Genomic DNA, 23,278 nt, shown 5'->3' with positions numbered 1-23,278 from the left:
CCCGCGCCGAAACGGATCAGGCAGTCTGCGCCTTGGCGTCCCGAGTGTGCTGCGCGCGACGCGTCAACACCGAAAGGCCCACCGTCAGTAAGCCGCACAGGCTGATGACCAGCGCCATTGGTGTGGCCGTGCCGTCATGCAGCACGCCCACCAGGCTGGCAGCGACGGCGGCGACGCTGAATTGCAGACACCCCAGCAATGCCGATGCACTGCCAGCGCGCGCCCACTGACCATTCATGGCACAGGCCGAGGCGTTGGGAATGATGCAGCCCAGGCTCGCGACGCATATGAATAGCGGCACCAGCAAAGGCCAGAGCGCTTCGGTACGCAGCCCGGTGATCGCCAGCAAGACCAGCGCCGCCGTCAGGTAGACCCATACCGTGCGTGACAATATGAATGCAGGGCCAGTCTTGCGCAGCACGCGCGCGTTGATCTGCGCAACCAGAATGAAGCCCGCCGCATTCATCCCGAACAGCCAGCCGTAATGCTCGGCAGGTACGCCGTAAAGCTTGATGAAGACAAAGGGCGACCCGGCAACGTAAGCGAACATTCCGGCCATGGCGATACCACCTGTCAGGGCATGGCCGATAAACACGCGGTCCTTGAACAGGCTGGCGTATTGCCGCAATGCGCCGCTCAATGGCTGACGAGGCGCGCTGGCGGGCATGCTTTCCGGCAGACCGATTGCAACCGCTGTCAGGCAGGCCCCGCTGAACAGCGTAAGGCTGACGAAGATCGACTGCCAGCCAAAGCTGCTGACCAGCACGCCCCCGAGCATGGGCGCCAGAATAGGCGCCAGGCCCATCACCAGCATCAGTTGCGAGAAGACCTTGGCCGACTCGACGGCATTGCATTTGTCGCTGACGATCGCACGCGACAGCACCATCCCGGCACAGCCACCCAACGCCTGAACGAAACGTGCGCCGATCAGCCACTCGAGACTCGGAGCAAAGGCGCAGGCCACCGAGGCCAGCATGAACAGGGCAACGCCGACCAGCATCGGGACACGCCGGCCAAAACGGTCGGCTACCGGCCCATAGGCCAACTGGCCAAGGGACAGGCCCAGAAAGTAGGCGGCCAAGGTCAGCTGTACGTGCTTCTCGTCGGTCCCGAAATACGAGGCTATGGCGGGAAAACCAGGAAGGTAGAAATCGATGGCCAGCGGGCCGAAGGCGCTCAAGGAGCCAAGGATAAGGATCGTTCGTAGATTCATCAGATGTCCATCAACGACTGCAAAGCAACGGGCCAGTTTAACCGGCATACCTAGCAGAGGACGGAGGACAGGATAATTAATTCAAAGTTTTTCAAACTTTATATACCGGGAGCCGCCCCTGTTTCGCAAGTTCGGCTTCCCTCGCCAAGGCTCAGGCCAACTGCGCCTGATAACCCTCTTCGCCGATCAACCTGATAATCTGCTCTGGCGACAGACTGCTCTGCACCCTGACTTCCTTGCTGGCCAGCTCGACTTGAACATCGGCGGCGGGATCATCGTGCCGGATGGCGTCGGTCACGGCGCGAACACAGTGCCCGCAGGTCATGCCTTGAACGTTGAATAACTGCATGGTGCTACTCCTTCTGTGATGAATGTCGGGCATCTTCAACCTTGCCATCATGACAAGGTCAAGTTTCTGTGATTCCTGCCGGGCTGGTATTCAGGCTGATCGTGGGCCAAGCTGAGTCAATACGTTTACATCAGGAGTATCAGCGATGCGCTGGTCAGCAGTGAGTCTCTTCGCCATTCTCGGTTTTCTGGCTATCGCACCTGCCACGCAGGCTGCTCAGGATTACGGCATCCTGATCATTTCCCGAGAGCGACTGGAGGTGGCTACCTCCTGTGAAATCGGTATTTATGTTCAGGATCAACTGGCCGGGCGCCTGTTTCAAGAGGACTCGGTGTCTTTCAACCTGCCGCCGGGTGAAGTGTCCGTGCGGCTGCGCAGGCTAGGCGGCGCCGTCAGGGGTTGCGAATCAGGCATGGAAGCGCAGAACAACATCAAGATCAAACTGCGCGCCGGGGACATTCTCAAATACCGCATTGCCACCGACCTGAACGGGCTGTACCTCAAGAAGGCCGACCTCAACTATTGATTCGCGCTTGACCTTGCCCATGTGGCAAGGTTGATCCTTGCAGGTATCCAGCCTCAGGGAGTGATAGAGATGCAAGACACCACCACCTTCGACCTGCCGATCAGCGGCATGACCTGCGCCAGTTGCGCAGGCCGGGTCGAACGTGCCCTGGCCAAAGTGCCGGGGGTCAACAGCGTGACGGTCAATCTGGCCAGTGAACGCGCCCACGTAGTCACCGCCCTGCAAACCGACCCGCAGACGCTGGTCGCCGCTGTCAGCCGCGCCGGTTATGGTGCAACGCTGATTCAGGACCATCGCGCCGAAGCCGACAGCAAACGCTGTCACTTGCAGCATGAGCGCTGGGCCTTGGTACTGGCAATCGCACTGGCACTGCCGTTGATACTGCCGATGGCAATGGCACCTCTGGGTCTGCACTGGATGCTGCCCGCCTGGGCGCAATTTGCGCTGGCGACACCGGTGCAATTCATTCTGGGCGCGCGCTTCTATGTCGCCGCCTGGAAAGCCATGCGAGCAGGCGCCGGTAATATGGACCTGTTGGTTGCCATCGGCACCAGCGCCGGCTACGGGCTGAGTGCCTACCAATGGCTGAGCGCCGCACCCGGCACCACGCCGCACCTTTACTTCGAAGCGTCAGCGGTAGTCATTGCGCTGGTGTTGCTGGGCAAATACCTGGAAAGCCGGGCCAAACGCCAGACAGCCAGCGCCATTCGTGCCCTAGAGGCCCTGCGCCCGGAGCACGCGCTGCGCATGGTCGATGGCGTTGAGCATGAAGTGGCAATCAGCAAACTGCGAATTGGCGACTACGTGCTGGTCAAGCCTGGAGAACGCTTCCCGGTAGACGGCGAGGTGCTCGAAGGTCGCAGTCATGCCGACGAAGCGCTGATCACTGGAGAAAGTCTGCCGGTGTTCAAACAATCGGGTGACAAGGTCACGGGCGGCGCCATCAATGGTGAGGGCCGTCTACTGATCAGAACTTCAGCGATCGGCACTGAGACGGTTCTGGCGCGCATCATTCGCCTGGTAGAAGAAGCGCAGTCGGGCAAGGCGCCCATTCAAAAGCTGGTGGACAAAGTCAGCCAGGTCTTTGTGCCGACTGTTCTGGTGATCGCTTTCTTTACGCTGGCGGGCTGGATGCTGGTTGGCGCCTCTCTGGAAGTGGCGCTGATCAATGCCGTGGCCGTGCTGGTGATCGCCTGCCCCTGCTCTCTGGGGCTGGCGACGCCAACGGCGATCATGGCTGGCACCGGCGTGGCGGCGCGCTACGGCATTCTGATCAAGGATGCCGACGCACTGGAGCGTGCCCACAACGTTGACGCCGTGGTGTTCGACAAGACCGGCACATTGACCTCGGGCACACCACGCATCACCAACATGAGCGCGGTGCTGGGCAACGAAGAACTCCTGCTGCAACTGGCAGGCGCCCTGCAACGCGGCAGCGAGCACCCGCTGGCCAAAGCGGTGCTGGACGTTTGCCATGAATGGCAACTCAAACTCGATCCGGTCGAAGACAGCCGCGCGCTAAGCGGCCGAGGTATAGCCGGTACTGTTCAGGGCCGTGAGCTGGCGCTGGGTAATCGGCGCCTGCTGGACGAAAGCGGCCTGCCGATGGGCCAGCTGGCCGAATCTGCACGTGTCTGGGAAGCCGAAGGGCGTACCCTTTCCTGGCTGATCGAAACAGCACCGGAGCATAAGGTGATCGGCATGTTCGCCTTCGGTGACACACTCAAGCCCGGCACCGATCAGGCGATCAGGGCGCTGAACGCGCGTGGTATCACCAGCCACTTGCTGACTGGCGATAACCGCGGCAGCGCGCAAGTCGTTGCCAGGGCGCTGGGCATCCATGATGTGCATGCCGAGGTGCTGCCTGCCGACAAGGCGGACACCGTCACGCAATTGAAAAACAATCATGTCGTGGCAATGGTCGGCGACGGCATCAACGACGCACCGGCGCTGGCGGCGGCTGATGTAGGCATTGCGATGGGCGGCGGTACGGATGTAGCGATGCATGCCGCAGGTATCACCCTGATGCGCGGCGATCCGCGCTTGGTACCGGCAGCCCTGGAGATCAGCCGCCGGACCTACGCCAAGATCCGCCAGAACCTGTTCTGGGCATTCGTCTATAACCTGATCGGCATTCCTCTGGCCGCGCTGGGCTACCTCAACCCGGTGCTGGCGGGCGCGGCAATGGCCTTGTCCAGCGTCAGCGTGGTGGGCAACGCTCTGCTGTTGAAAACCTGGAAACCGCGCGACCTGGAGGAAAAACCATGAACATCGGCCAGGCTGCAAAAAGCAGCGGCTTGAGCGCAAAGATGATCCGTTACTACGAATCCATTGGTCTGCTGAAAGCGGCCAATCGCAGCGACAGCGGTTATCGCCTGTACAGCACAGAAGACTTGCACACGCTGGCGTTCATCAAGCGCTCGAGGGATCTGGGCTTTTCGCTGGACGAGGTCGGCAAACTGCTGACCCTCTGGCAAGACCGCCAACGCGCCAGCGCCGACGTCAAGGCGCTGGCTCGAAAACACATAAGCGACCTTGATCGCAAGATCGAGGAACTGGCGAGCCTGCGCGACACGCTTAAGGAACTGGTTGAACACTGCTAGGGCGACGACCGACCCGACTGCCCGATCCTCAAGGACCTGGCGTCGGGCGGGTGTTGCTAGACACTGCCTAAGACAGGTCTCGCAACACTCCCGTGGGAGCGAGCCGGGCAGTTATCAATACGTCCCCACGCTCCGCGTGGGAATGCGGCTCGTGGCGCTTCGCGTCGCACATCAGCACTAACGCCTGCTTTAGGCCGTAAAGATGCAAGCGCTATTCAGGCCTTGTGCCCGATTACGCTTGCTGTGCCACCAGTCTGAATATTTGTCATGCAGAGCGTCACGAACTGCATGCCAACGCGGGGCATTGGCACGATAGACACGGGAAAGGTCAGTGCTGCATCCACGGCGGTGGCGGTTCTTCGGCGGATTTACCCGGCGGCTCATCATCTGCAGCACGGGCTGCCTGACGGCGGGCTTCGTCGAGACGGGCTGCTTCGATTTCGCGCAGTACGCCACCGACATCGGCTTCGTCCTCCGGCTCGTCGAACTCGCCGGTCAGCACCGTGGCTGGCGACAAGGTGCCAGCCTCGTAATACGACCACATTTCCTTGGCGAACCTGGTCTTGCGCAGCTCAGGCGCAAAGCGGCCGAAGTACAACGCCATGTTGCCGACGTCGCGCTCCAGCATGCTGAACGCATGGTTGTTTCCCGCTGCATCGACCGCTTGCGGCAAGTCGATGATCACCGGACCGGATGGCGCCAGCAAAACGTTGAACTCGGAAAGGTCACCGTGCACCAGACCGGCGCACAGCATCAGCACGATCTGCTCGATCAGGAACGCGTGATACTCGCGCGCCTGATCCGGCTCCAGCACCACGTCGTTCAGACGCGGGGCGGCATCACCGTATTCGTCGGCCACCAGCTCCATAAGCAGTACGCCTTCAAGGAAGTCATACGGTTTGGGCACCCGGACGCCAGCACTGGCCAGACGAAACAGTGCAGCCACTTCGGCGTTCTGCCAGGCGTCCTCGGTTTCCTTGCGCCCGAACTTCGAGCCCTTGGCCATGGCCCGAGCCTGTCGGCTGTTGCGTACCTTGCGGCCTTCCTGATATTCAGCCGCCTGACGGAAACTGCGTTTGTTAGCCTCCTTGTAAACCTTGGCACACCGCAGCTCGTTGCCACAGCGCACCACATAAACAGCTGCCTCTTTACCACTCATGAGCGGGCGCAGCACCTCGTCGACCAGACCGTCTTCGATCAGGGGTTCAATGCGTTTAGGAGTTTTCATCAGCTTTTATTGTGGGTCCTTTGTTGCCAGATACGCGATTGTTGCCGTTATACGGCAATCCTCCGCCAGCGAGTAGGGGTAGTGCCCTTTGGATTGAAAGGTTTTTTAATCAAAAACCGCTCAATGCCCCGGTTTCAAGCACCTTTCGTGCCGCGCGGCAGAAGAAAGATATTCCGGGACAAAACATGTAAAGGCAGAAAAAACGCGACGATATACCCGGCTCAGTGCGCCCAGGCCAAGCGATTTCACTTGAACAGGTCGCCGGGTGTATAGCCGAACAACCCCTTGAACGCTGCGATGAAGGCTGATGTCGAGTCATAGCCGCAGGCCAGCGCGGTCCGGGTGACACTGGCGCCCTCTTCCAGTGCAGAAAGCGAAGACAGCAAGCGTGCTCGCTGACGCCAGCCCCGGAAGCTCAACCCGGTTTCACGCTGAAACAGGCGCATCAGGGTTTTCTCCGACGTTCCCAAACGATCGGCCCAGTCGTGCAAGGTGATCAACTGGCCGGGTTCCTCGATCAATTCGTTGCACAGCCCCAGCAAGCGCGGATGACGCGGCAACGGCAGTGAGAATCCGACTTCGGGCAAGCCCGCCAGTTGATCCAGCAGCACCTGCACCAGCCGTGACTCATGGCTGTCCTGCTCGGGATAGTCCGCAGGCAATAGACAAAAGCTCTTGATCAGCTCGCGGGCCAGCGGCGTGACCTCTAGAACCCGACAGCACTGCGGTGCCCAGCTGGAATCAGCCGTACGAATGTACAAACTGCGCATTTCGGCGCGCATGGAGGTCACCACCTCATGCTCAAGCCCGGCAGGCACCCAGACGCCCCACTGCGGCGGAGCAAAAAAACTGCCCTCGGCAGTATGTACCCCCAGGACGCCGCTGATTGCATAGGAAAACTGCACCCAGTCGTGACGATGAGGCGGCGTCCATGAACCGGCACTTAGGCTTTCGGCGCGGGCATACAGCGGACGCGGCAAACCGGACAGCGCCGGTATCTGTCGCTCTCCTTCAGGATGACGCTGATCGAGTTGTCCGTTAGTCGGCATCTTATGGCCTTGTGTCGCAAGACGGCTGCTGGACAACAGAGTAGCCTGCGCGCATCCCTGATGACAAAAGATGTCCGAGTTCGCCATGCAATCACTCAAACACTTCAAGCGCGTCGCCACCGACTGGTTCCTGTGGGGCATGGTTCTGGCCACGGTACTGGCTTATTTTTTTCCGCGTTTCGGGGCTACCGGCGGCAACATGCACGCCGAATATGTGATCAACATCGGCGTGTTTGTGGTGTTCTTTCTGCACGGCGTAAACCTCTCCAGCGAGCAGATCAAAAGAGGCCTGACCAACTGGCGACTGCACGTGATGATCCAGGTGTTCACTTTCGTGGTGTTCCCGCTGATATGGCTGGCCTGTGACAGACTGCTCAGCTCGCACGTGCCGGCGTTGCTGATGCTGGGTTTCTTCTACCTGTGCGCCCTGCCTTCGACCATTTCGTCTTCGGTGGCGCTGACCGGCAGTGCGGGCGGCAACGTTCCCGCCGCGATTCTCAACGCCAGCATGTCCAGCGTCATCGGGATTTTCATCACGCCGTGGCTGGTTAGTCTGCTGGTCGGCACTGGCGCAGGCGGTATCGATCTGGGTGACACCCTGCTGAGCCTGTGCGCCATGCTCCTGTTGCCGCTGGTGCTGGGCCAGCTGATGCGACCACTGCTCGGCAAACTCTTCGCACGGCACAAGAAGTACACCAACCTGATCGACAAGATGGTCATCCTGTTGCTGGTCTACGCGGCGTTCTGCAATTCGATGATTTCGGGAATGTGGCAAAGCCAGGGCAACAGCGTGCTCCTGACCGCCTTCATCGGCACCGCGCTACTGTTGGCCGTGATTCTGTTGATGACCACACGCACTGCGCGGGTGCTCAGGTTCAATCATGCCGACAAGGTTGCTGCGGTGTTCTGCGCCAGCAAGAAGTCTCTGGCAGCCGGTGCGCCGATGGCGGCGCTGATCTTCGGCAGCAATCCTGGGCTGGGGCTGATCCTGCTACCGATCATGATCTATCACCCGATGCAGTTGATCGTATGCTCGGTGATTGCCGAGAGCTATGCCAGCCGTCACCGTCAGCAATTGTCGGAAGCCGCACTGGAAGAGGCGCGTGCCGCCTGACGCACGCTACATCAGCGCGTCGTCATCAAGCGTGACGCGCGCATAGAAAACGATCGCCACGGTCGGGATCAGCGCCGAATAGCCTGGCCTGAGCGCAGTGCCGAAATGTGTCAGCAGGCGCTGCACCGGGGCCTGGCGAATCGCGCCCAGCAAACCCTTGATCGAACCGGGCGCTTTTTCAGGCAGTGCACGGGTGTCAGGCAACACGGGTTTGAAAAACGCTGCAACGGTCAAGCGTTCGGCCAAGGCATCGACATGCGCGGCGTATACCTCCCAACCCATCGCGCCCACGCTGGCACGGGGCATTTGCACCAGCGGATGTTCATTGTTGAACGCGTGGCGGAAAAAGGTCTTGAGCAGCAGTTCTTCCACTTCAACGACCGTTGCGCACTGGTGCAATGCAGCGTCCAGGCCATATTGCCGCGCCAGCATGCCCAGCACTCGCGTGTAAGGCACGCCTCTGCGTCGGGCAGCATTGATCAGAAAGTGCCCGGCAACCAGCTGAAACTCACGCACGAAGGCGTACGTGCGGTTCGCCTCGGTTTCCTTGAGACGGGTCCAGCGACTGCTGCGCAGGTGCCTGATCGCCGCTTCCAGCACGTAATCCGGCGAGCGCGCCAATACGTCATGTAGCCAGGTGTCTTGCAAGACCGGGTCGCGGGTCGTTGTCGGTAACACGGCAACACCGGTTTTCAGCCCTTCGCAGCCGCTGAACCCGGTGGCGATCAGCACCTCGTGCAAGCGTCGCCAGTAATGATGGTGGCGGTAGCCCGGCATGCGCACGTTTTCAAAATGCTCGACTGGCGTGCGCCCCAGGCTTTTCTCGCCCAGGTTGAGCAGCAGCACATGGTCGTCGCTGGAATAGGCGTTGATCAGCCGTCCGCTGATCTTCTGCTTGAGCGCTTGCGCCTCGCCGGGCTCGATGCGCACCGCTGCAGCCATCAACAGCACGTCGTCCACGACCAGACCATGCTCAAGAGGCTGTTCCAGGTGCTTGAGCGCACTGATCAACAATCGTCCGCCCAGAGAATGACCGATCAGATTAACGCGTTTGACGCCCGGATGATGTTCGAACAAGTAGCGATCGAGTTGCGCCAGCAGCACTTTACCCATGTCCCGGGCGCGGTTGCGGATACGCGCGAAATGCACGACACGGTCCCCAGCCAGCGCCGCTGCACCCGCCAGTGGATGCACACGAGCGGCAGCCATCAGCAGGCCCCGAGAGCGATTATCCATCTGGGTGAAATGGCTCGACGGCCAAAAGGCCAGAATATTCACGCTCTGACGCAAGGCGCCGGGGATGCTGTTGGCCAGCATGCGCCGGTCATCCAGATCGTGGCCTGACGAGTATCCGTGAATGAAGACGTTGGCGACCTCGCCCGATGTCTTGGGCAGGGTCAGAAACTTGAAATGATTTTCCACGTTGTCCTGTCACGCATGGGGAATTGCGCGCTCAATTTCTGACGATGAAGCGTTTGGCGATCAGCATGATCAGTCGCAGGCAGAACATGATACCGGTCACGGCGATCACCCATTTGGCAACCAGCAAAAAATAACCTTCGATGTCATCGGACACCAGCCCCACCAGCAACCCCATCCCGCCGATCAGCAAACCGATCAGCGCAAGGCCGATGTAAAGCCGCAACCAGCGAGTCCGCGCGCCTTTGTCGAAGAGATAGAGCGCGGCGCTGATCAGAACTGCCAGTACCGACACGCCAATAATGAGCCCCATGCTTTACCTCAACGTTACACGCCAATAGTACTGATTAGCCATCCCTCGCGCGGCTGTGACGCAGAGTGTCACGAAATGCGTGCCCATGCTCCGCGTGGGCATGCCGTTCTGGACGCTCCGCGTCCAACCTTGACCACGCAGCAGCGGATTATGCCCATGTCCCCGGGTATTTGCCTAACGCTCAAGTATCGCCGTCACGCCCTGCCCGCCTGCGGCGCAGATGGATATCAGTCCGCGCCCGCTGCCTGCCGCATCCAGCAGTTTGGCCAGGTTGGCGACGATCCGGCCTCCGGTGGCGGCAAACGGGTGGCCGGCTGCGAGCGAACTGCCTTTGACGTTCATTTTGCTGCGATTGATCGTCCCCATCGGCGCGTCCAGCCCCAGGCGGGTCTTGCAGTAATCGGCATCCTCCCAAGCCTTGAGGGTACACAGCACCTGAGCAGCAAAGGCTTCGTGAATTTCGTAGTAATCAAAATCCTGAAGGGTCAGGCCATTGCGGGCCAGCAGACGCGGCACGGCATAGACCGGAGCCATCAGCAGCCCTTCTGCGCCCTTGACGAAATCCACAGCCGCCGCCTCACCATCACGCCAGTAAGCCAGCACCGGCAAACCCCGCTCGCGAGCCCACTCTTCGCTGGCCAGCAGCACGACGGACGCGCCGTCGGTCAGCGGCGTCGAGTTGCCCGCCGACAGCGTACCCTTGGCGCTGCGCTCGAAAGCGGGCTTGAGACTCGCCAGTTTCTCCAGCGTCAGGTCCGGGCGCAGGTTGTTGTCACGGTTCAGCCCCAAGTAGGGCGTCATCAAATCATCCTGCCAGCCCTCGGCATAGGCCGCGGCCATTTTCAGGTGGCTTTCCAGCGCAAGCTGGTCCTGCGGCGCACGTTCTATGCCCCAGGCCTGCGCCATCAACTCACAATGTTGCCCCATGGAAAGGCCTGTGCGCGGCTCACCGTTGCGCGGCAGCTCGGGCTTGAGATGATGCGGGCGCAGTTGCAGAAGGGTCTTGAGCTTGTCGCCAGGAGTTTTGCTGCGATTGACCTGCAGCAGGATATTGCGCAGCCCCTCATTGACACCTATAGGCGCATCCGACGTAGTGTCCACGCCTCCGGCAATGCCGCAGTCGATCTGCCCCAGCGCGATCTTGTTGGCTACCAGCAATGCCGCCTCCAGCCCGGTGCCGCACGCCTGCTGAATGTCGTAGGCCGGGGTCTGCGCGGACAGCCGCGAGCCCAGCACGCATTCACGGGTCAGGTTAAAGTCTCTGGAGTGCTTGAGTACCGCGCCGGTCACCACTTCGCCCAAGCGCAAGCCATGCAGATTGAAACGCTCGATCAGGCCTTCGAGGGCCGCGGTCAGCATGTCCTGATTGCTCGCCTTCGCGTAAGGGCCGTTGGAGCGCGCGAACGGAATACGGTTACCGCCGACGATGGCGACCCGACGTGGATGCGTCATGGAAAACTCCCTTTCTACAAACGAATGAATGAGCCGTGTCGATCGCAAGAACGAACGTCGTACCAACGTGGTCCATTCCTTTGAACCCCGACTTCAGGAGAGTGTTCCATGCCGTCAGATCGCTACATAGATTTCGCCAACTCCGATATGGGTCGGCGTCTGGTGAACGCTACAGGTCTGCCAGCCCCTGCGCACCTGGAGCGCTGGCAGGCCGGGCGCCTTCGCCCCGTCGAAGGGACGCTTTTGATCAGCGCCGGACCGTTGGGCGATCAGGTCCGTCAATTCGCCAGCCGCCTGACCGACTCGCTTTACAGCTTCGGCAGCGAAATGCCCGGTGCCAGCACCTGGGTGGCCAATCAGGGGCCTCGGCTCAAGGCAGTGGTTTTCGATGCCAGTCAGATCCTGCGAACCGACCAGCTCAAGCAGCTCCGTGATTTCTTTCAACCCCTGTTGCGCAACCTCGACCACTGCGCGCATGTGGTGATTCTGGCAAGGTCGCCAGCAACGCTGGAAGACCCGCTGGCGGCCAGCACTCAGCAGGCGATAGAAGGCTTCAGCCGCTCGCTGGCCAAAGAAATGCGCAACGGTGCAACAGTCAAGCTGTTGCAGGTGGATGAAGATGCGCAGGATCAACTGGAAGGCGCGTTGCGCTTTTTCCTCACACCCAAAGCGGCGTTCATTACAGGCCAGCTCGTTCACCTGAGCGCCTGCCCGACACAGGTCCAGGACTGGACACGCCCGCTGGCCGGACGCAAGGCTGTGGTCACCGGCGCTGCGCGGGGCATTGGGGCGTCGATTGCCGAAACCCTGACGCGTGACGGCGCACAGGTCATCCTGCTGGACGTGCCACAAAGCCGAAATGAACTGGAAGCACTGGCCTCGCGACTCGGCGGCCAGGCTCTGGCGCTGGATATCTGTGCCGAGGATGCTCCCGCCCAGTTGCTCGAGCACTTGCCAGGGGGCGTCGATATTCTGATTCACAATGCCGGCATTACTCGCGACAAGACGCTCGCCAACATGCCGGAGGACTTCTGGGACTCGGTACTGGCCGTCAACCTCAATGCCCCGCAAGTACTGACCCAGGCCCTGCTTGACGGCGGCGCACTGAACGACAACGCACGAATCGTGCTGATGGCCTCGATCAGCGGTATCGCCGGTAATCGCGGTCAGACCAACTACACCACCAGCAAGGCCGGGCTGATCGGCTTTGCCCGCGCCATGGCCCCGGCGCTCAAGGCCCGTGGTATCAGTATCAACGCAGTTGCCCCAGGTTTTATCGAAACAAAGATGACGGCCAAGATGCCTTTCACTCTGCGCGAAGCGGGTCGGCGCATGAGTACTTTGGGCCAGGGCGGCTCGCCTCAGGATGTTGCCGAAGCGGTGGCGTGGTTCAGCCAGGCAGGCAGCGGCGCGGTGAGCGGTCAAGTGTTGCGTGTATGTGGTCAAAGTGTAATCGGGGCCTGAGGCCCTGTACCAAGCTCAAGGAGATGGATAATGACTGCTCGCTGGCGCTACCTCGATTCTCTGCAACCCCTTTCAAACCTGTTCCTGCAGGCGGCAATGCGCCGCCGCAAGGTGACAGGCTCGCAGTTACCCGATCTTGGCTTGCGCAGCTGGGTTGCAGTAGACGCTACAAAGGTAGAGGCATATCGCAAGGTCTGTGGGTTTGAGGACAGCAGCCTGCTGCCGCCGACCTATCCGCATGTCATGGCGTTTCAGCTACAGATGCAGTTGATGACGTCGCAGGAATTTCCGTTCCCGTTGTTGGGGCTGATTCACATCGATAATTGCATCCGTATCCATCGCCCGCTGGGTGGCGTCAGTCAGCTGTACATCAGCGTGCAGGCCACCAACCTGCGCCCGCACCGCAAGGGCGCGATGTTCACGCTGGTGACGCAGGCCGAAGACGGGCTGGGGCTGCTCTGGGAAGAAGAAAGCACCATGCTTTGTACCGCTGCCGAATCGGACAGCTCGTCCGCTGAGCCGGAAGAGTCGGTGCAGCTCCCGCTGATGCAGGTGGAAAGCTGGCGGGCACCGCCGCAGATTGGCCGCGATTACGCCAAGGTGTCTGGCGACTACAACCCGATTCACCTCAGCGCACCCAGCGCCAAGATGTTCGGCTTCCCACGGGCCATCGCTCACGGCATGTGGCTGAAGGCACGCGCCCTGGCCGCACTCGATGAGCACTTGCCCACCTCGAATATCGAAATCAGCGCACAGTTCAAGAAGTCGGTGCGCCTGCCTGCCGATGTGATGCTGTCGGCCAGTGCCGGAGGTTCGCAGGGGCAGTTCCGGGTGGATGACGACAATGACATTGTGCACATGACTGGTAGCTGGCAACCGGTTACCCGGTAGGTTTTCCTGATTCGGGAGCATGGCTCTCTGGTCATGATTGAGCCTTGGCTGAACAAACCCGAACGCCCACTTGCCTGGCGGACCGTTCCCCCTGAAGCTATGCGTCTTCAGGAGAGCACAATGAACCTCGACGAGTTGACCCGACGCCTGCACCGTATTCGCGACCAGAACGACTGGAAGCCATTTCACAGCCCCAAGAACCTGGCCATGGCGGCCAGCGTGGAGATGGCCGAGCTAGTGGAAATATTCCAGTGGCTGCGTGAAGACCAGTCCCGCGAGCTGCCTGCCGACCAACTGGAGCATGCCGGCCAGGAAGTTGGCGATATCGTTCTGTACCTATTGTTGCTGTGCAGCGAACTGGGGCTGGACATGGAAGAGGTGGTACGCAACAAACTGGCGGACAGCGAACGGAGATTCGCCCCGTGAGTGACCGTCATTTCGACCAGTTGGCGACCCGCTTTGCGGAAAAGATCTATGGCGGCGCGAAAGGCGCCATTCGCCTCGCCGTGCTGCAGGCAGATCTGACCGAGGCATTGCCGGACCGACCACTGCGCGTGCTGGACATCGGCGCGGGCCTGGGCCACATGTCGCTGTGGCTGGCCGAGCAAGGCCACGAGGTGACGCTGGCCGAACCTGCCGAGCCCATGCTGGAAGGCGCGCGCCAGCGTTTCGCCGATGCCGGACAGACGGCAACCTTCATTCAGGCCCCTTGGCAAGCGCTGCCCGGATTACTGAGTGACACATATGATCTGGTGCTGTGCCACGCTGTGCTGGAATGGCTCGCCGAGCCGCACACGATCCTTCCCGTGCTGCGCCAGCTGACCAAGCACGACGGCTGGCTGTCACTGGCGTTCTATAACCGCGACGCGCTGATCTATCGCAACCTGTTGAAAGGCCATTTCCGCAAGATGCGCAAGAATGACATGGCCGGAGAAAAGCAGAGCCTGACACCTCAACAACCGCTCGACCCTCGTGAGCTAGAGGCGCAACTTGAGGGGTTGTGGAGCATCGAAACCCGTAGCGGTGTGCGGGTGTTTCACGATTACATGCCGATAGAATTCCAGGCTCGGGCCGAACTGACAGAGCTGCTGGAGATGGAGCTGGCGCATCGGCGTCACCCAGCCTTTGCAGGGCTGGGTCGATACCTGCACTGGATCTGCCGTCCGGTCTGACACTATTGCGGAGACCACCATGAAGTACCGTCTTGCCTTGCTGGCTCTGTTCTTCGGGGTCAGTGCCTGCCAAAGCGACAATCCTTACGTGGCCAGTTCGCTGCCTATGCCGCCTGCGCCGCAGCAGGCAGCCAACACGCTGGACATGAGCGCCTACCCTGCGCCGCCGCGAGATTATGCGAAGTACCGGACCTGGGGCTGGCTCAACGGGCAGTTGCCGCCCGGAACAGCCTGGGTGGATTCGGCGCAGGTGGTCGAAGCGTTGAGCAATGGCCTGGATCAGCGTGGCCTGCGGCCAGCCCGCAACAATCAGCCTGCCGACCTGTACGTCAGCGCCACGACGCGTCAGGAGGTGCGCCTGCGTCAGGTGCGCGAAGACGTCGATCCGTATTACGGTGGCGGCCCGGGCTACGGGCCTTACGGTGGCTATCGGCCAGGTTATGGCGGTTACGCCAGCGTGCCGGTGGTGCGCACGTATCAGGAAAAAGTAATGGTGGTGCAGATCAACCTGTTCGATGCCCGCACGGGCCAGCCCGTCTGGAGCGCCAGTGCAGACGCACATAGCAGCAATAATCTGGCAGACCGCAGCAAAGCTCTACGTCAGGCCGTGCAACAAGCGCTGACGGCTTATCCGCCTTCGTAACCTTTCGGAGAACTGCCATGTTCCGCCGTATCGTCCTGCTGTCCTGCGCTGTGCTACTGGCTGCCTGTCAGAGCAACTCGATCAATCGTGACTTTGATGCCCAGCGGGATTTCGCCGGTTATCGCACCTGGAGCTGGAAGGAGCCCGGCGTTCAGTATCAACCGGATGACCCGCGCCTCAAAAGCGACCTGACCGAGCAGCGCATCCGTCAGTCGATCAGCGAGCAGCTGGACCAGCGCGGCTTGCGCATGGCCGCAAGTGGCGCGCGCGCGGATCTGAAAGTGCAGACCTGGCTGATTGTCGAAAATCGCCAGCAGACCGTCAGCACCAATTACGGCGGCGGCTGGAGCCCTTGGGGAGGCTACGGCTACTGGAGCGGCCCGATGAACACCGAAACGCGCAGCGTCGACTACAAGGTCAGCACCCTGCAGATTGATCTGTTCGACGGCAAGGACGGCAAACTGGTCTGGCGCGGCAGCACCGAGCGCATTCTCAGTGACAATGCCGGCAACCCGGCTGAACGCGACCAGGCTATCCGCACGACCGTCGCGAAGATACTGGAGCAATACCCGCCGCGGTGATTGAGCCTTAATACCGTGCGACAGTCACGATTCTCGTTGCGCAGGCTCTGCGTCCGGCCTTGAGTGAGTAGCTTGGGGTTGTGACGTAAAGTCTCACTCAATGCATGCCAACGCGGAGCATTGGCACGAGATTACGTTTAACCTCAAGCCTGCATATCGCCCTGCATTTCATCGAGCAGTTCCTGAATCGCGTCAAGGCGCTCTTCGGGGTCGTCGATTTCCAGCAGGCCGACTTTGTCCTTTTCCGTGAATGGCAGCAGATAGGCGAGCTGATTGGACAGCGAATACTGGCCCTCGGCGGACACGCCCATGTTCAACGACGCGACCATCGGGTGCTCGGCAAGGGCTTCGAGCAGCGCGACGAGGTCGGCGTCTTCTTCCTGCAAAGGACGCTCTTCAGGCTCTGTCAGCCACTCGACTTCGGCCACCAGCAATTGATCGCGCTGAACTTCGGCTGCGACTACCCGGAAGCGGCGTCCACCCACGACCCGGATGCCCAGAAGACCGTTGTCCTGCTGCTCGAAATCCTCGACTAGCGCTTCGCAGCCAATCCGCGAGTAGCCGTCCGGCACAGACCCGGCCTCGCTGCCCTCGGTGATGCACACCACACCAAAGCCCTGGCCCTGCTTCATACAGCGGCCGATCATGTCCAGATAGCGTGCTTCAAACAGCTGCAGATCAAGAACGCAGCCCGGAAACAGTACGGCGTTCAGTGGAAACAATGGCAATGTCATGTAAAGCCCCCTCCCTTCAAATGGCCAGCGACATTGCCAGCGGCAGGAACAATGCCGTTGCAACGCCCATCAGACTCATTGCCAACGCAGCAAAAGCCCCCGATTCCTCACCTTCCTGCAATGCCACGGACGTTCCCACCGCATGCGCGGTCAAGCCCAGTGCCATGCCGCGAGCTGCGGGATGATCCACCCCGGCCAGCGACAGCAGACCCGGGCCGAAAATGGCACCAAATACCCCGGTAATCAATACAAAAACCGCCGCCAGCGCAGCGACTCCGCCAATCTGCTCGGCCACCAGCATGGCGATCGGCGATGTCACCGACTTCGGCGCCATTGTCATCAGGATCATGTGATCGGCGCCAAACAGTACTCCGAGCCCCACGCAAAGCCCGGTGGCAAATACCCCGCCGATTACCAGCGTAGTCAACACCGGCCAGAGCAACTGCCGAATCCGTCGCATGTTCAGATACAGCGGCACGGCCAGCGCAACGGTGGCAGGCCCCAGCAGCGTACCGAGGATTTCAGTGCTTTTACGGTACTCTTCGTACTCAAGGCCACAGAACAGCACGACCCCGATCACCACAATCATCGACACCAGCACGGGCTGCAGGAACAGCCAGCGGGTTTTTTCGTACGCGGCCATCGCCAGTTGATAAGCCCCCAACGTGATCGCGATCCCGAACAAGGGATGGTGAATCACCGACAGCCACGCACCGTGCCAGTCCATGCTCATGAGACCTCCCGGCGACGGCTCTGACGCTGGATGAGTTTCTGCATCAGCCAGCCGGCAAACGTCAGTGAAATCATCAGCGACAAGGTGAGCGTGCCGAAGATCGCCCAGAAATCCTCGGCGATGGCGGATGCGTAAACCATCACACCGACAGCTGGCGGCACCAGCAGCAGTGGTAGATAACGCAACAGGCTGCTGGCCGCCACGCTGACAGGTTCGCTCACCTCACCACGCATCATCAGATAGGCCATCAGCAATACCAGGCCGATGATCGGCCCTGGCAGTATCGACAGAAATAGATGGTTGAGTGCCGTTCCCAGTAACTGGAACAGCACCAGCCATGTCAAACCCCGTAACAACATGAGAACTCCAGCAAATAAACCAATCCGGCGACGTCACGGCGTCATTATAAACACGCCGGGCCAGAGACTATGACCCGGTATTCGCGCGCCGTCGGTCACTTGAGCACCGGCCAGCCCGCTGCTGATCTTGTGATTCACCTGCAACCCGACGACCGCAGCTCTTGCGGCCAAAACCCATCGGACAAGGAAGGCGTGCGCTTCATTCAGCCGCTGCCGGTCAGTGCGCGCGTTCGTTTCGTGGTCCGGCTGACTGACGTGACGGAGGTCGAGGGGCAGGAAAAACCTGCCTTTATCGCTGAACCGCTAACGCTTTGTTTCGTGTAACACGTTTAAAACATGAAACAGTCGTAACAGACTGTTTCATCCCGCTTACTCGCTGCGGCATACTCCTCTGCGGTCGTGCCCCAAGACATCTGCTCAAGCAGAGCCGAGGCCGCCGTTGAATCAATCTCCCGGGATATCACATGCGCGCGCTCGCTCCACTGGCTTTGACCCTCTTGATCGCAGGCTGCGGTGATGGCGAATCACTGCTGCCCCCCGACGGCCGTCTGCCAGACGGCGGACGTTATCGCGGTGACATCGTCAACGGTGCGTTGCAGGGCCAAGGGCGAATCGATTACCCGAACGGCAGCTGGTACGCCGGGCAGTTCGAGAAAGGCCTGTGGCAGGGCCAGGGTGAATGGCACGCAGCCAACGGCGATGTCTACAAAGGCGGCTTTGAACTAGGCCTGTTTCACGGCCAGGGCCGACTGACCAGCCACAACGGCGCGAGCTATGTGGGGAACTTCAAACTCGGGCTGCGCGATGGCGAAGGCACGCAAAAAGACAAAGGCGTGCTGTACCGAGGCCAGTTCAAGGCCGGGCTGTACGACGGCCCTGGTCGTCTGGAGCTGGAAGACGGCAGCCAGCACCAAGGCATGTTCGCCAATGGCAAAGCCAACGGCGAGGGCTCACGCAGTGACGCCAGCGGTAACCAATACAGTGGCAACTTTGTCAACGGCCAGTTGCAAGGCGTCGGCAGCTTTACCAGCGCTGACGGCGATCAATACGTCGGCCACTTCCGCAACAGCCAGATTGACGGCCAGGGCCGCTATGAAAATAGCGATGGCGATGTCTGGAGCGGTGAATTCAAAGAGGGCGCGCTGACCGGCAAGGGCGAACTGATCGGCTCCGACGGCAGTCGCTACAAGGGCGACTTCGACAACTGGCGCTTTTCGGGCCAGGGTCAGTTGCAACTGGCTGACGGCAGCCGCTATGTCGGGCAATTCGCCGATGACACCTATCAGGGCAACGGCGTACTGATATCGCCGGAAGGCAAGGAAGAAAGAGGCATCTGGACCAACGGCCAACGCGTGCGTGATGCCAAAGGCAAGCTACTGCCCGATCCGCTTGAAGCCGGGTTGCTGGCGCAAGGCAGCCTGCTGGACAAGGCTCTCGCTGCCGTGCCAGCCTCCACGCCGGCCACCGAGTTGTACACGCTGGTTGTGGGGGGCGACGGCAAGCAAAGTGTGTTCATGCGCGAGGCGGACTACGTCAGCAACCTGCTCAAATCCCGATTCGGCGCTGCCGGCCAGATCAGCCTGGTCAACCACCGCGACCACATGGCTGACCGCCCGATGGCCACCCGTGAGACCATCACGCGCGCAGTCCAGACCATCGCCCAGCGCTCCGGCCCGGAAGACCTGGTGTTCATTTACCTGACCAGCCACGGCACTCAGGACCACGAGCTGGTGCTGGATCAACCACGCCTGTCGCTGGCCGACCTGCCCGCCGACGCCTTGGCTGCCGCCCTTGCACCGCTGAAAAATCGCGACAAGGTAGTGGTGATTTCGGCCTGTTACTCCGGTGGTTTCATCTCGGACCTCAAAGACGAGCGTACCCTGATCATGACCGCCTCACGCGAAGACAGGGTCTCGTTCGGCTGCTCGGAAGAAGCCGACTTCACTTATTTCGGCGATGCACTATTTGCCCGGGCACTGGTCGAAACCGATGACCTGCAACAAGCTTTCAATGATGCCAAAACCTATGTCGCGCAACGCGAGACCGAAGAGAGTTTCGAGGCCTCCGAGCCGCAGATATGGGCACCCAAAGGAGTTCTGGCGCGCTGGCAGCAGTTGCGCAGAAGCCAGGCCGAACGCGCTTTGAATACGGCGTTGAATCGCACGGAAGCGAAGACCTCGACAAGCCGCTAGGCTTATCAGAATCAAGGGAGAAGTCTATGTATCTGACGCCGCAACACATCCTGCTTGCAGGAGCCACGGGGCTTACCGGCGAGCATTTGCTTGATCGCCTGCTCAACGAGCCAACCGTCAGCCGCGTATTGGCCCCGACGCGCCGCCTGCTGGCGGAACATCCCCACCTCGAGAACCCGGTCGGCGATCTGACTGCGCTGCTGCCTGCACTGGATGGGCGTGTGGACATTGCTTTCTGCTGCCTGGGCACCACGATCAAGCAAGCAGGTTCGCAGGACGCTTTCAAGGCGGTCGACCTGGACTTGGTAGTTTCCTTCGCGCAGCGGGCACGCGAGCTGGGTGCGCGTCATTTACTGGTCATCAGCGCCATTGGGGCAGACCCCAAATCCAGCACTTTCTACAACCGCATCAAAGGCGAAACGGAACAGGCGCTTCGTGCCCAGGACTGGCCGCAACTGACCATCGCCCGCCCTTCCCTGCTGGTGGGAAGCCGCAGTGAGACCCGTTGGGTCGAACAATTGGCCGCCCCCATCGCCAAACTGATCCCGGGCAAATACGGCGCCATCGAAGCCTGCCAACTGGCCCGCGCGATGTGGCGTCTTGCATTGGAAGAACAGAATGGTGTGCGGATTGTCGAGTCGGATGAGCTGCGCAAACTGGGCAAATAAGCCGGCGGCAGGAGCTTGATGATCGTTCCCAGACTGACGATTCGTGACGCAGGGCAATGGCACGATAGTCGTCCTGGTACTAGTGCAAGAAGATCAACCCCCTAAAGCCCACCCGTAGCCTGCACTCCGAAGCCCGCCGCCGTCAGCAACGACAGCGGCAGCAACAAGGTGTCGAGCAGCGCGCTGCCAGGCAGGTCCAGGCCCGGATAGCTCGGGGCTTCTGCACCAAAACGGTCGGCGGCACAGCAGCCGCCCTGCAGCGCGTACATGTTCAGCCGGGTACCCGCATACACCACTGGCGCGCCAGGCTTCGCCGCATTCAGGGTGCGCGCCGTGGCGCAGCCGGTCAGTGTCAGCACCAACGCCACCAGCAGCAGCTTACTCATCCGCGCCCACATGGTGCTCCCCCCAGCGCGGCAGCATGTCCTGAGGGATGTTCAGCAGATTGAGAATTCGCGCAACCACGAAGTCCACGAGGTCGTCGATGGTCTGCGGCTGATGATAAAAACCGGGAGATGCCGGAAGAATCACCACCCCCATGTTCGACAGCTTGAGCATGTGCTCCAGGTGAATGCTGGAAAAAGGCGCCTCGCGAGGCACAATAATCAACTGACGACGTTCTTTCAGCGTCACATCGGCGGCACGCTCGATCAGGTTGTTGCACGCGCCGGTGGCAATTGCCGACAGCGACCCTGTGGAACACGGCACTACCACCATTGCGCTGGGCGAACCCGAACCCGAAGCGACTGGCGACATCCAGTCGTCACGGCCATACACACGAATCTGCCCGGCTGAGGCGCCGGTGTACTCAGTCAGGAAGGCTTGCATCATCATCGGCTTGGGCGGCAGGCGCACATCAGTCTCGGTGGCCATCACCAGTTGCGCAGCCTTGGAAATGAGGAAGTGTACTTCCCGATCCTCTCGCACCAGACAATCCAGCAAACGCAGGCCATATTGCGCACCCGATGCGCCGGTCATGGCAACCGTGACGCGATCCGGGCCGCTCATTTCAGCGCCTCGGCCAGTTTACCGTGCAGACCGCCAAAGCCGCCGTTGCTCATGATCACGATGTGCGTGCCGGGCTGCGCCTGGCTCTTCACCTGATCGATAATCGCTTCAATCGAATCACATACCTGCGCTGGTACAGTTCCCCCAGCTACGGTGGCAGCAAGGTCCCAGCCCAGATTGGGCGGCGCATACCAGACCACCTGATCGGCCTGGTTCACGCTTTCCGGCAGACCGTCGCGGTGTGCGCCGAGCTTCATGGAATTGGAGCGTGGCTCGATGACCGCAATGATCGGCGCAGCGCCGACCTTCTTGCGCAGACCATCCAGGGTGGTCGCGATCGCAGTCGGGTGGTGAGCAAAATCGTCATAAATGGTAATGCCGCGAACGTCGGCGACCTTTTCCATACGGCGCTTGACGCTTTTGAACGCGCTCAATGCCTGCACGCCAAGCAATGGCACCACGCCGACATGGCGCGCGGCAGTGAGGGTCGCCAGCGCATTGGCGACGTTGTGCTGACCGGTCATGTCCCATTCGACCGCGCCCTGTAGCTCACCCTCGAACAGCACTTCGAATCGCGAACCGTCTTCGCTCAACAGCCGCGCCTGCCACTGACCGCCCTGACCCGTGGTCTGCACCGGCGTCCAGCAGCCCATCTCGATGACGCGTGACAGCGCGGGCTCTGTGGTCGGGTGAATCACCAGACCTTCGCTCGGGATGGTGCGCACCAAGTGGTGAAACTGGCGCTCGATGGCTGGCAGATCGGGAAAAATGTCGGCGTGATCGAACTCAAGATTGTTGAGGATCGCAGTGCGCGGACGGTAGTGGACGAACTTGGAGCGTTTGTCGAAGAAGGCGCTGTCGTATTCGTCGGCTTCCACCACGAAAAACGGGGTCCCACCCAGACGAGCCGATACCGCGAAGTTTTGTGGGATGCCGCCAATCAAAAAGCCGGGGCTCATGCCCGCGTGTTCCAGTACCCAGGCCAGCATGCTGCTGGTGGTGGTCTTGCCGTGCGTACCGGCCACCGCCAGTACCCAGCGGCCCTGCAGCACGTGGTCCGCCAGCCATTGCGGACCAGACACGTAGGGCAAGCCTTGATTCAAGACATATTCAACCGCCGGGTTGCCACGCGACAGCGCGTTGCCGACGACCACCAGATCCGGTGCCGGAATCAGTTGCACAGGATCGTAACCCTGAGTCAGCTCAATGCCCTGAGCTTCGAGCTGGGTGCTCATCGGCGGGTAGACATTGGCGTCGGACCCGGTAACCCGATGGCCCAACTCTTTGGCGAGTACCGCCAGCGAACCCATGAACGTGCCGCAGATACCAAGGATATGAATGTGCATGACCAACCTCTCAGAACATCCACGCAGGTTAACGTAGGGGCGGTGAAATGGCACCCTGAGTTTGTGCGCCGGATTGCGCGCGCGGGGCATTTCAATGCGCGGCAGATAAGCCTAAAGTCCTGATCACGGCTGAATACAAATGGCCTATTCTTGAACGCCTGTTGCCACACACCCGAAAGCAGAATCGACACAGACTCCCTCACAACAAGAACCAGGAGACA

At 60.7% G+C, this 23,278-nt stretch carries 25 protein-coding genes and 1 pseudogene; 13 read left to right on the top strand and 13 right to left on the bottom strand.

What is annotated here, in order from left to right:
• Nucleotides 1-16: 16 nt before the first annotated feature.
• Nucleotides 17-1,213, bottom strand: coding sequence for a multidrug effflux MFS transporter (locus I9H09_RS03995; protein WP_122312281.1), 1,197 nt, complete (start codon nt 1,211-1,213; stop codon nt 17-19).
• A gap of 151 nt (nt 1,214-1,364) precedes the next feature.
• Nucleotides 1,365-1,562 (bottom strand): heavy-metal-associated domain-containing protein, encoded by a 198-nt coding sequence (locus tag I9H09_RS03990; protein WP_005887306.1) that lies wholly within the window; start codon nt 1,560-1,562, stop codon nt 1,365-1,367.
• A gap of 145 nt (nt 1,563-1,707) precedes the next feature.
• Here I9H09_RS03990 and I9H09_RS03985 point away from each other — a divergent pair, with 145 nt between their 5' ends.
• From I9H09_RS03985 to cueR, 3 genes are all read left to right on the top strand, one after another.
• Entirely contained in the window at nt 1,708-2,088 is a 381-nt protein-coding gene (locus tag I9H09_RS03985; protein ID WP_005887304.1) for a hypothetical protein, read from the top strand.
• 69 nt (nt 2,089-2,157) lie between these two features.
• The gene (locus tag I9H09_RS03980) at nt 2,158-4,356 is read left to right on the top strand and encodes a heavy metal translocating P-type ATPase (protein WP_005887302.1); all 2,199 of its coding nucleotides are present in this window, start codon (nt 2,158-2,160) and stop codon (nt 4,354-4,356) included.
• Nucleotides 4,353-4,691, top strand: a complete 339-nt coding sequence (gene cueR, locus I9H09_RS03975) for a Cu(I)-responsive transcriptional regulator (protein ID WP_122346548.1) — start codon at nt 4,353-4,355, stop codon at nt 4,689-4,691. Before I9H09_RS03980 ends, cueR begins: the two co-directional genes overlap by 4 nt.
• A gap of 328 nt (nt 4,692-5,019) precedes the next feature.
• On the opposite strand, the gene I9H09_RS03970 is transcribed toward cueR, so the two are convergent.
• The gene (locus I9H09_RS03970) at nt 5,020-5,919 is read right to left on the bottom strand and encodes a PA4780 family RIO1-like protein kinase (protein ID WP_005887299.1); all 900 of its coding nucleotides are present in this window, start codon (nt 5,917-5,919) and stop codon (nt 5,020-5,022) included.
• A 245-nt stretch (nt 5,920-6,164) separates the two neighbouring features.
• Nucleotides 6,165-6,968 carry an AraC family transcriptional regulator gene (locus I9H09_RS03965; RefSeq protein ID WP_122312279.1) on the bottom strand — a complete coding sequence of 268 codons (804 nt, stop codon included), beginning with the start codon at nt 6,966-6,968 and terminating at the stop codon, nt 6,165-6,167.
• An 85-nt stretch (nt 6,969-7,053) separates the two neighbouring features.
• On the opposite strand from I9H09_RS03965, the gene I9H09_RS03960 reads away from it, so the two are divergent.
• Nucleotides 7,054-8,082: a bile acid:sodium symporter family protein gene (locus tag I9H09_RS03960; RefSeq protein WP_042931981.1), complete on the top strand. Its 1,029-nt coding sequence runs from the start codon at nt 7,054-7,056 to the stop codon at nt 8,080-8,082.
• Nucleotides 8,083-8,088: 6 nt separating this feature from the next.
• On the opposite strand, the gene I9H09_RS03955 is transcribed toward I9H09_RS03960, so the two are convergent.
• From I9H09_RS03955 to I9H09_RS03945, 3 genes are all read right to left on the bottom strand, one after another.
• On the bottom strand, nt 8,089-9,504 hold the full coding sequence (locus tag I9H09_RS03955) for a DUF726 domain-containing protein (RefSeq protein WP_122346549.1): 1,416 nt from the start codon (nt 9,502-9,504) through the stop codon (nt 8,089-8,091).
• A gap of 31 nt (nt 9,505-9,535) precedes the next feature.
• Nucleotides 9,536-9,814, bottom strand: a complete 279-nt coding sequence (locus I9H09_RS03950; RefSeq protein ID WP_122346550.1) for a hypothetical protein — start codon at nt 9,812-9,814, stop codon at nt 9,536-9,538.
• 174 nt (nt 9,815-9,988) lie between these two features.
• Nucleotides 9,989-11,266: an acetyl-CoA C-acetyltransferase gene (locus tag I9H09_RS03945; RefSeq protein WP_122346551.1), complete on the bottom strand. Its 1,278-nt coding sequence runs from the start codon at nt 11,264-11,266 to the stop codon at nt 9,989-9,991.
• Between the two features lie 108 nt (nt 11,267-11,374).
• On the opposite strand from I9H09_RS03945, the gene I9H09_RS03940 reads away from it, so the two are divergent.
• The 6 genes from I9H09_RS03940 to I9H09_RS03915 all read left to right on the top strand — a co-directional run bounded on the left by I9H09_RS03940 (nt 11,375) and on the right by I9H09_RS03915 (nt 16,017).
• A complete protein-coding gene (locus tag I9H09_RS03940; protein WP_005887287.1) occupies nt 11,375-12,730 on the top strand; it encodes a 3-oxoacyl-ACP reductase in 1,356 nt (451 codons plus the stop codon).
• A gap of 30 nt (nt 12,731-12,760) precedes the next feature.
• Nucleotides 12,761-13,621 carry a MaoC/PaaZ C-terminal domain-containing protein gene (locus I9H09_RS03935; protein WP_122346552.1) on the top strand — a complete coding sequence of 287 codons (861 nt, stop codon included), beginning with the start codon at nt 12,761-12,763 and terminating at the stop codon, nt 13,619-13,621.
• Nucleotides 13,622-13,741: 120 nt separating this feature from the next.
• Complete coding sequence (locus I9H09_RS03930) at nt 13,742-14,047, top strand: MazG-like family protein (protein ID WP_005887283.1); 306 nt, start codon at nt 13,742-13,744, stop codon at nt 14,045-14,047.
• The gene (locus I9H09_RS03925; RefSeq protein ID WP_122312275.1) at nt 14,044-14,793 is read left to right on the top strand and encodes a methyltransferase domain-containing protein; all 750 of its coding nucleotides are present in this window, start codon (nt 14,044-14,046) and stop codon (nt 14,791-14,793) included. Before I9H09_RS03930 ends, I9H09_RS03925 begins: the two co-directional genes overlap by 4 nt.
• Nucleotides 14,794-14,812: 19 nt before the next feature.
• Nucleotides 14,813-15,436 (top strand): DUF4136 domain-containing protein, encoded by a 624-nt coding sequence (locus I9H09_RS03920; RefSeq protein WP_122346553.1) that lies wholly within the window; start codon nt 14,813-14,815, stop codon nt 15,434-15,436.
• A gap of 17 nt (nt 15,437-15,453) precedes the next feature.
• Nucleotides 15,454-16,017: a DUF4136 domain-containing protein gene (locus I9H09_RS03915; RefSeq protein WP_122346554.1), complete on the top strand. Its 564-nt coding sequence runs from the start codon at nt 15,454-15,456 to the stop codon at nt 16,015-16,017.
• A 143-nt stretch (nt 16,018-16,160) separates the two neighbouring features.
• Here the strand turns inward: I9H09_RS03915 and I9H09_RS03910 are convergent, their stop codons facing one another.
• The 3 genes from I9H09_RS03910 to I9H09_RS03900 are packed head-to-tail and all read right to left on the bottom strand — an operon-like array spanning nt 16,161 to nt 17,843.
• On the bottom strand, nt 16,161-16,751 hold the full coding sequence (locus I9H09_RS03910; protein WP_005887277.1) for an LON peptidase substrate-binding domain-containing protein: 591 nt from the start codon (nt 16,749-16,751) through the stop codon (nt 16,161-16,163).
• 16 nt (nt 16,752-16,767) lie between these two features.
• Nucleotides 16,768-17,484: an LrgB family protein gene (locus tag I9H09_RS03905; RefSeq protein ID WP_005887276.1), complete on the bottom strand. Its 717-nt coding sequence runs from the start codon at nt 17,482-17,484 to the stop codon at nt 16,768-16,770.
• Nucleotides 17,481-17,843, bottom strand: a complete 363-nt coding sequence (locus I9H09_RS03900) for a CidA/LrgA family protein (RefSeq protein ID WP_005887274.1) — start codon at nt 17,841-17,843, stop codon at nt 17,481-17,483. The genes I9H09_RS03905 and I9H09_RS03900 overlap by 4 nt, the downstream gene beginning before the upstream one ends.
• A gap of 186 nt (nt 17,844-18,029) precedes the next feature.
• Between I9H09_RS03900 and I9H09_RS27050 the strand changes: the two are divergent.
• From I9H09_RS27050 to I9H09_RS03885, 3 genes and pseudogenes are all read left to right on the top strand, one after another.
• Nucleotides 18,030-18,167 (top strand): annotated as a pseudogene (locus I9H09_RS27050) (hypothetical protein); the annotation flags it as partial.
• A 140-nt stretch (nt 18,168-18,307) separates the two neighbouring features.
• A complete protein-coding gene (locus I9H09_RS03890; RefSeq protein ID WP_122346555.1) occupies nt 18,308-20,035 on the top strand; it encodes a C13 family peptidase in 1,728 nt (575 codons plus the stop codon).
• A gap of 26 nt (nt 20,036-20,061) precedes the next feature.
• Entirely contained in the window at nt 20,062-20,703 is a 642-nt protein-coding gene (locus I9H09_RS03885; RefSeq protein WP_122325268.1) for an oxidoreductase, read from the top strand.
• Nucleotides 20,704-20,804: 101 nt separating this feature from the next.
• Here the strand turns inward: I9H09_RS03885 and I9H09_RS03880 are convergent, their stop codons facing one another.
• The 3 genes from I9H09_RS03880 to mpl are packed head-to-tail and all read right to left on the bottom strand — an operon-like array spanning nt 20,805 to nt 23,057.
• Nucleotides 20,805-21,089, bottom strand: a complete 285-nt coding sequence (locus I9H09_RS03880) for a YceK/YidQ family lipoprotein (RefSeq protein ID WP_005887267.1) — start codon at nt 21,087-21,089, stop codon at nt 20,805-20,807.
• Entirely contained in the window at nt 21,082-21,711 is a 630-nt protein-coding gene (gene ubiX / locus I9H09_RS03875) for a flavin prenyltransferase UbiX (protein WP_005887265.1), read from the bottom strand. Before ubiX ends, I9H09_RS03880 begins: the two co-directional genes overlap by 8 nt.
• Nucleotides 21,708-23,057, bottom strand: coding sequence for a UDP-N-acetylmuramate:L-alanyl-gamma-D-glutamyl-meso-diaminopimelate ligase (gene mpl / locus I9H09_RS03870; RefSeq protein WP_122346556.1), 1,350 nt, complete (start codon nt 23,055-23,057; stop codon nt 21,708-21,710). Before mpl ends, ubiX begins: the two co-directional genes overlap by 4 nt.
• Nucleotides 23,058-23,278: the final 221 nt, after the last annotated feature.

This window comes from Pseudomonas tremae, from assembly GCF_023278125.1.
GTDB classification, from domain to species: domain Bacteria; phylum Pseudomonadota; class Gammaproteobacteria; order Pseudomonadales; family Pseudomonadaceae; genus Aquipseudomonas; species Aquipseudomonas tremae.
The sequence above is the reverse complement of the archived record's forward strand: the minus strand, read 5'-3'. Positions and strand labels throughout refer to the sequence as shown.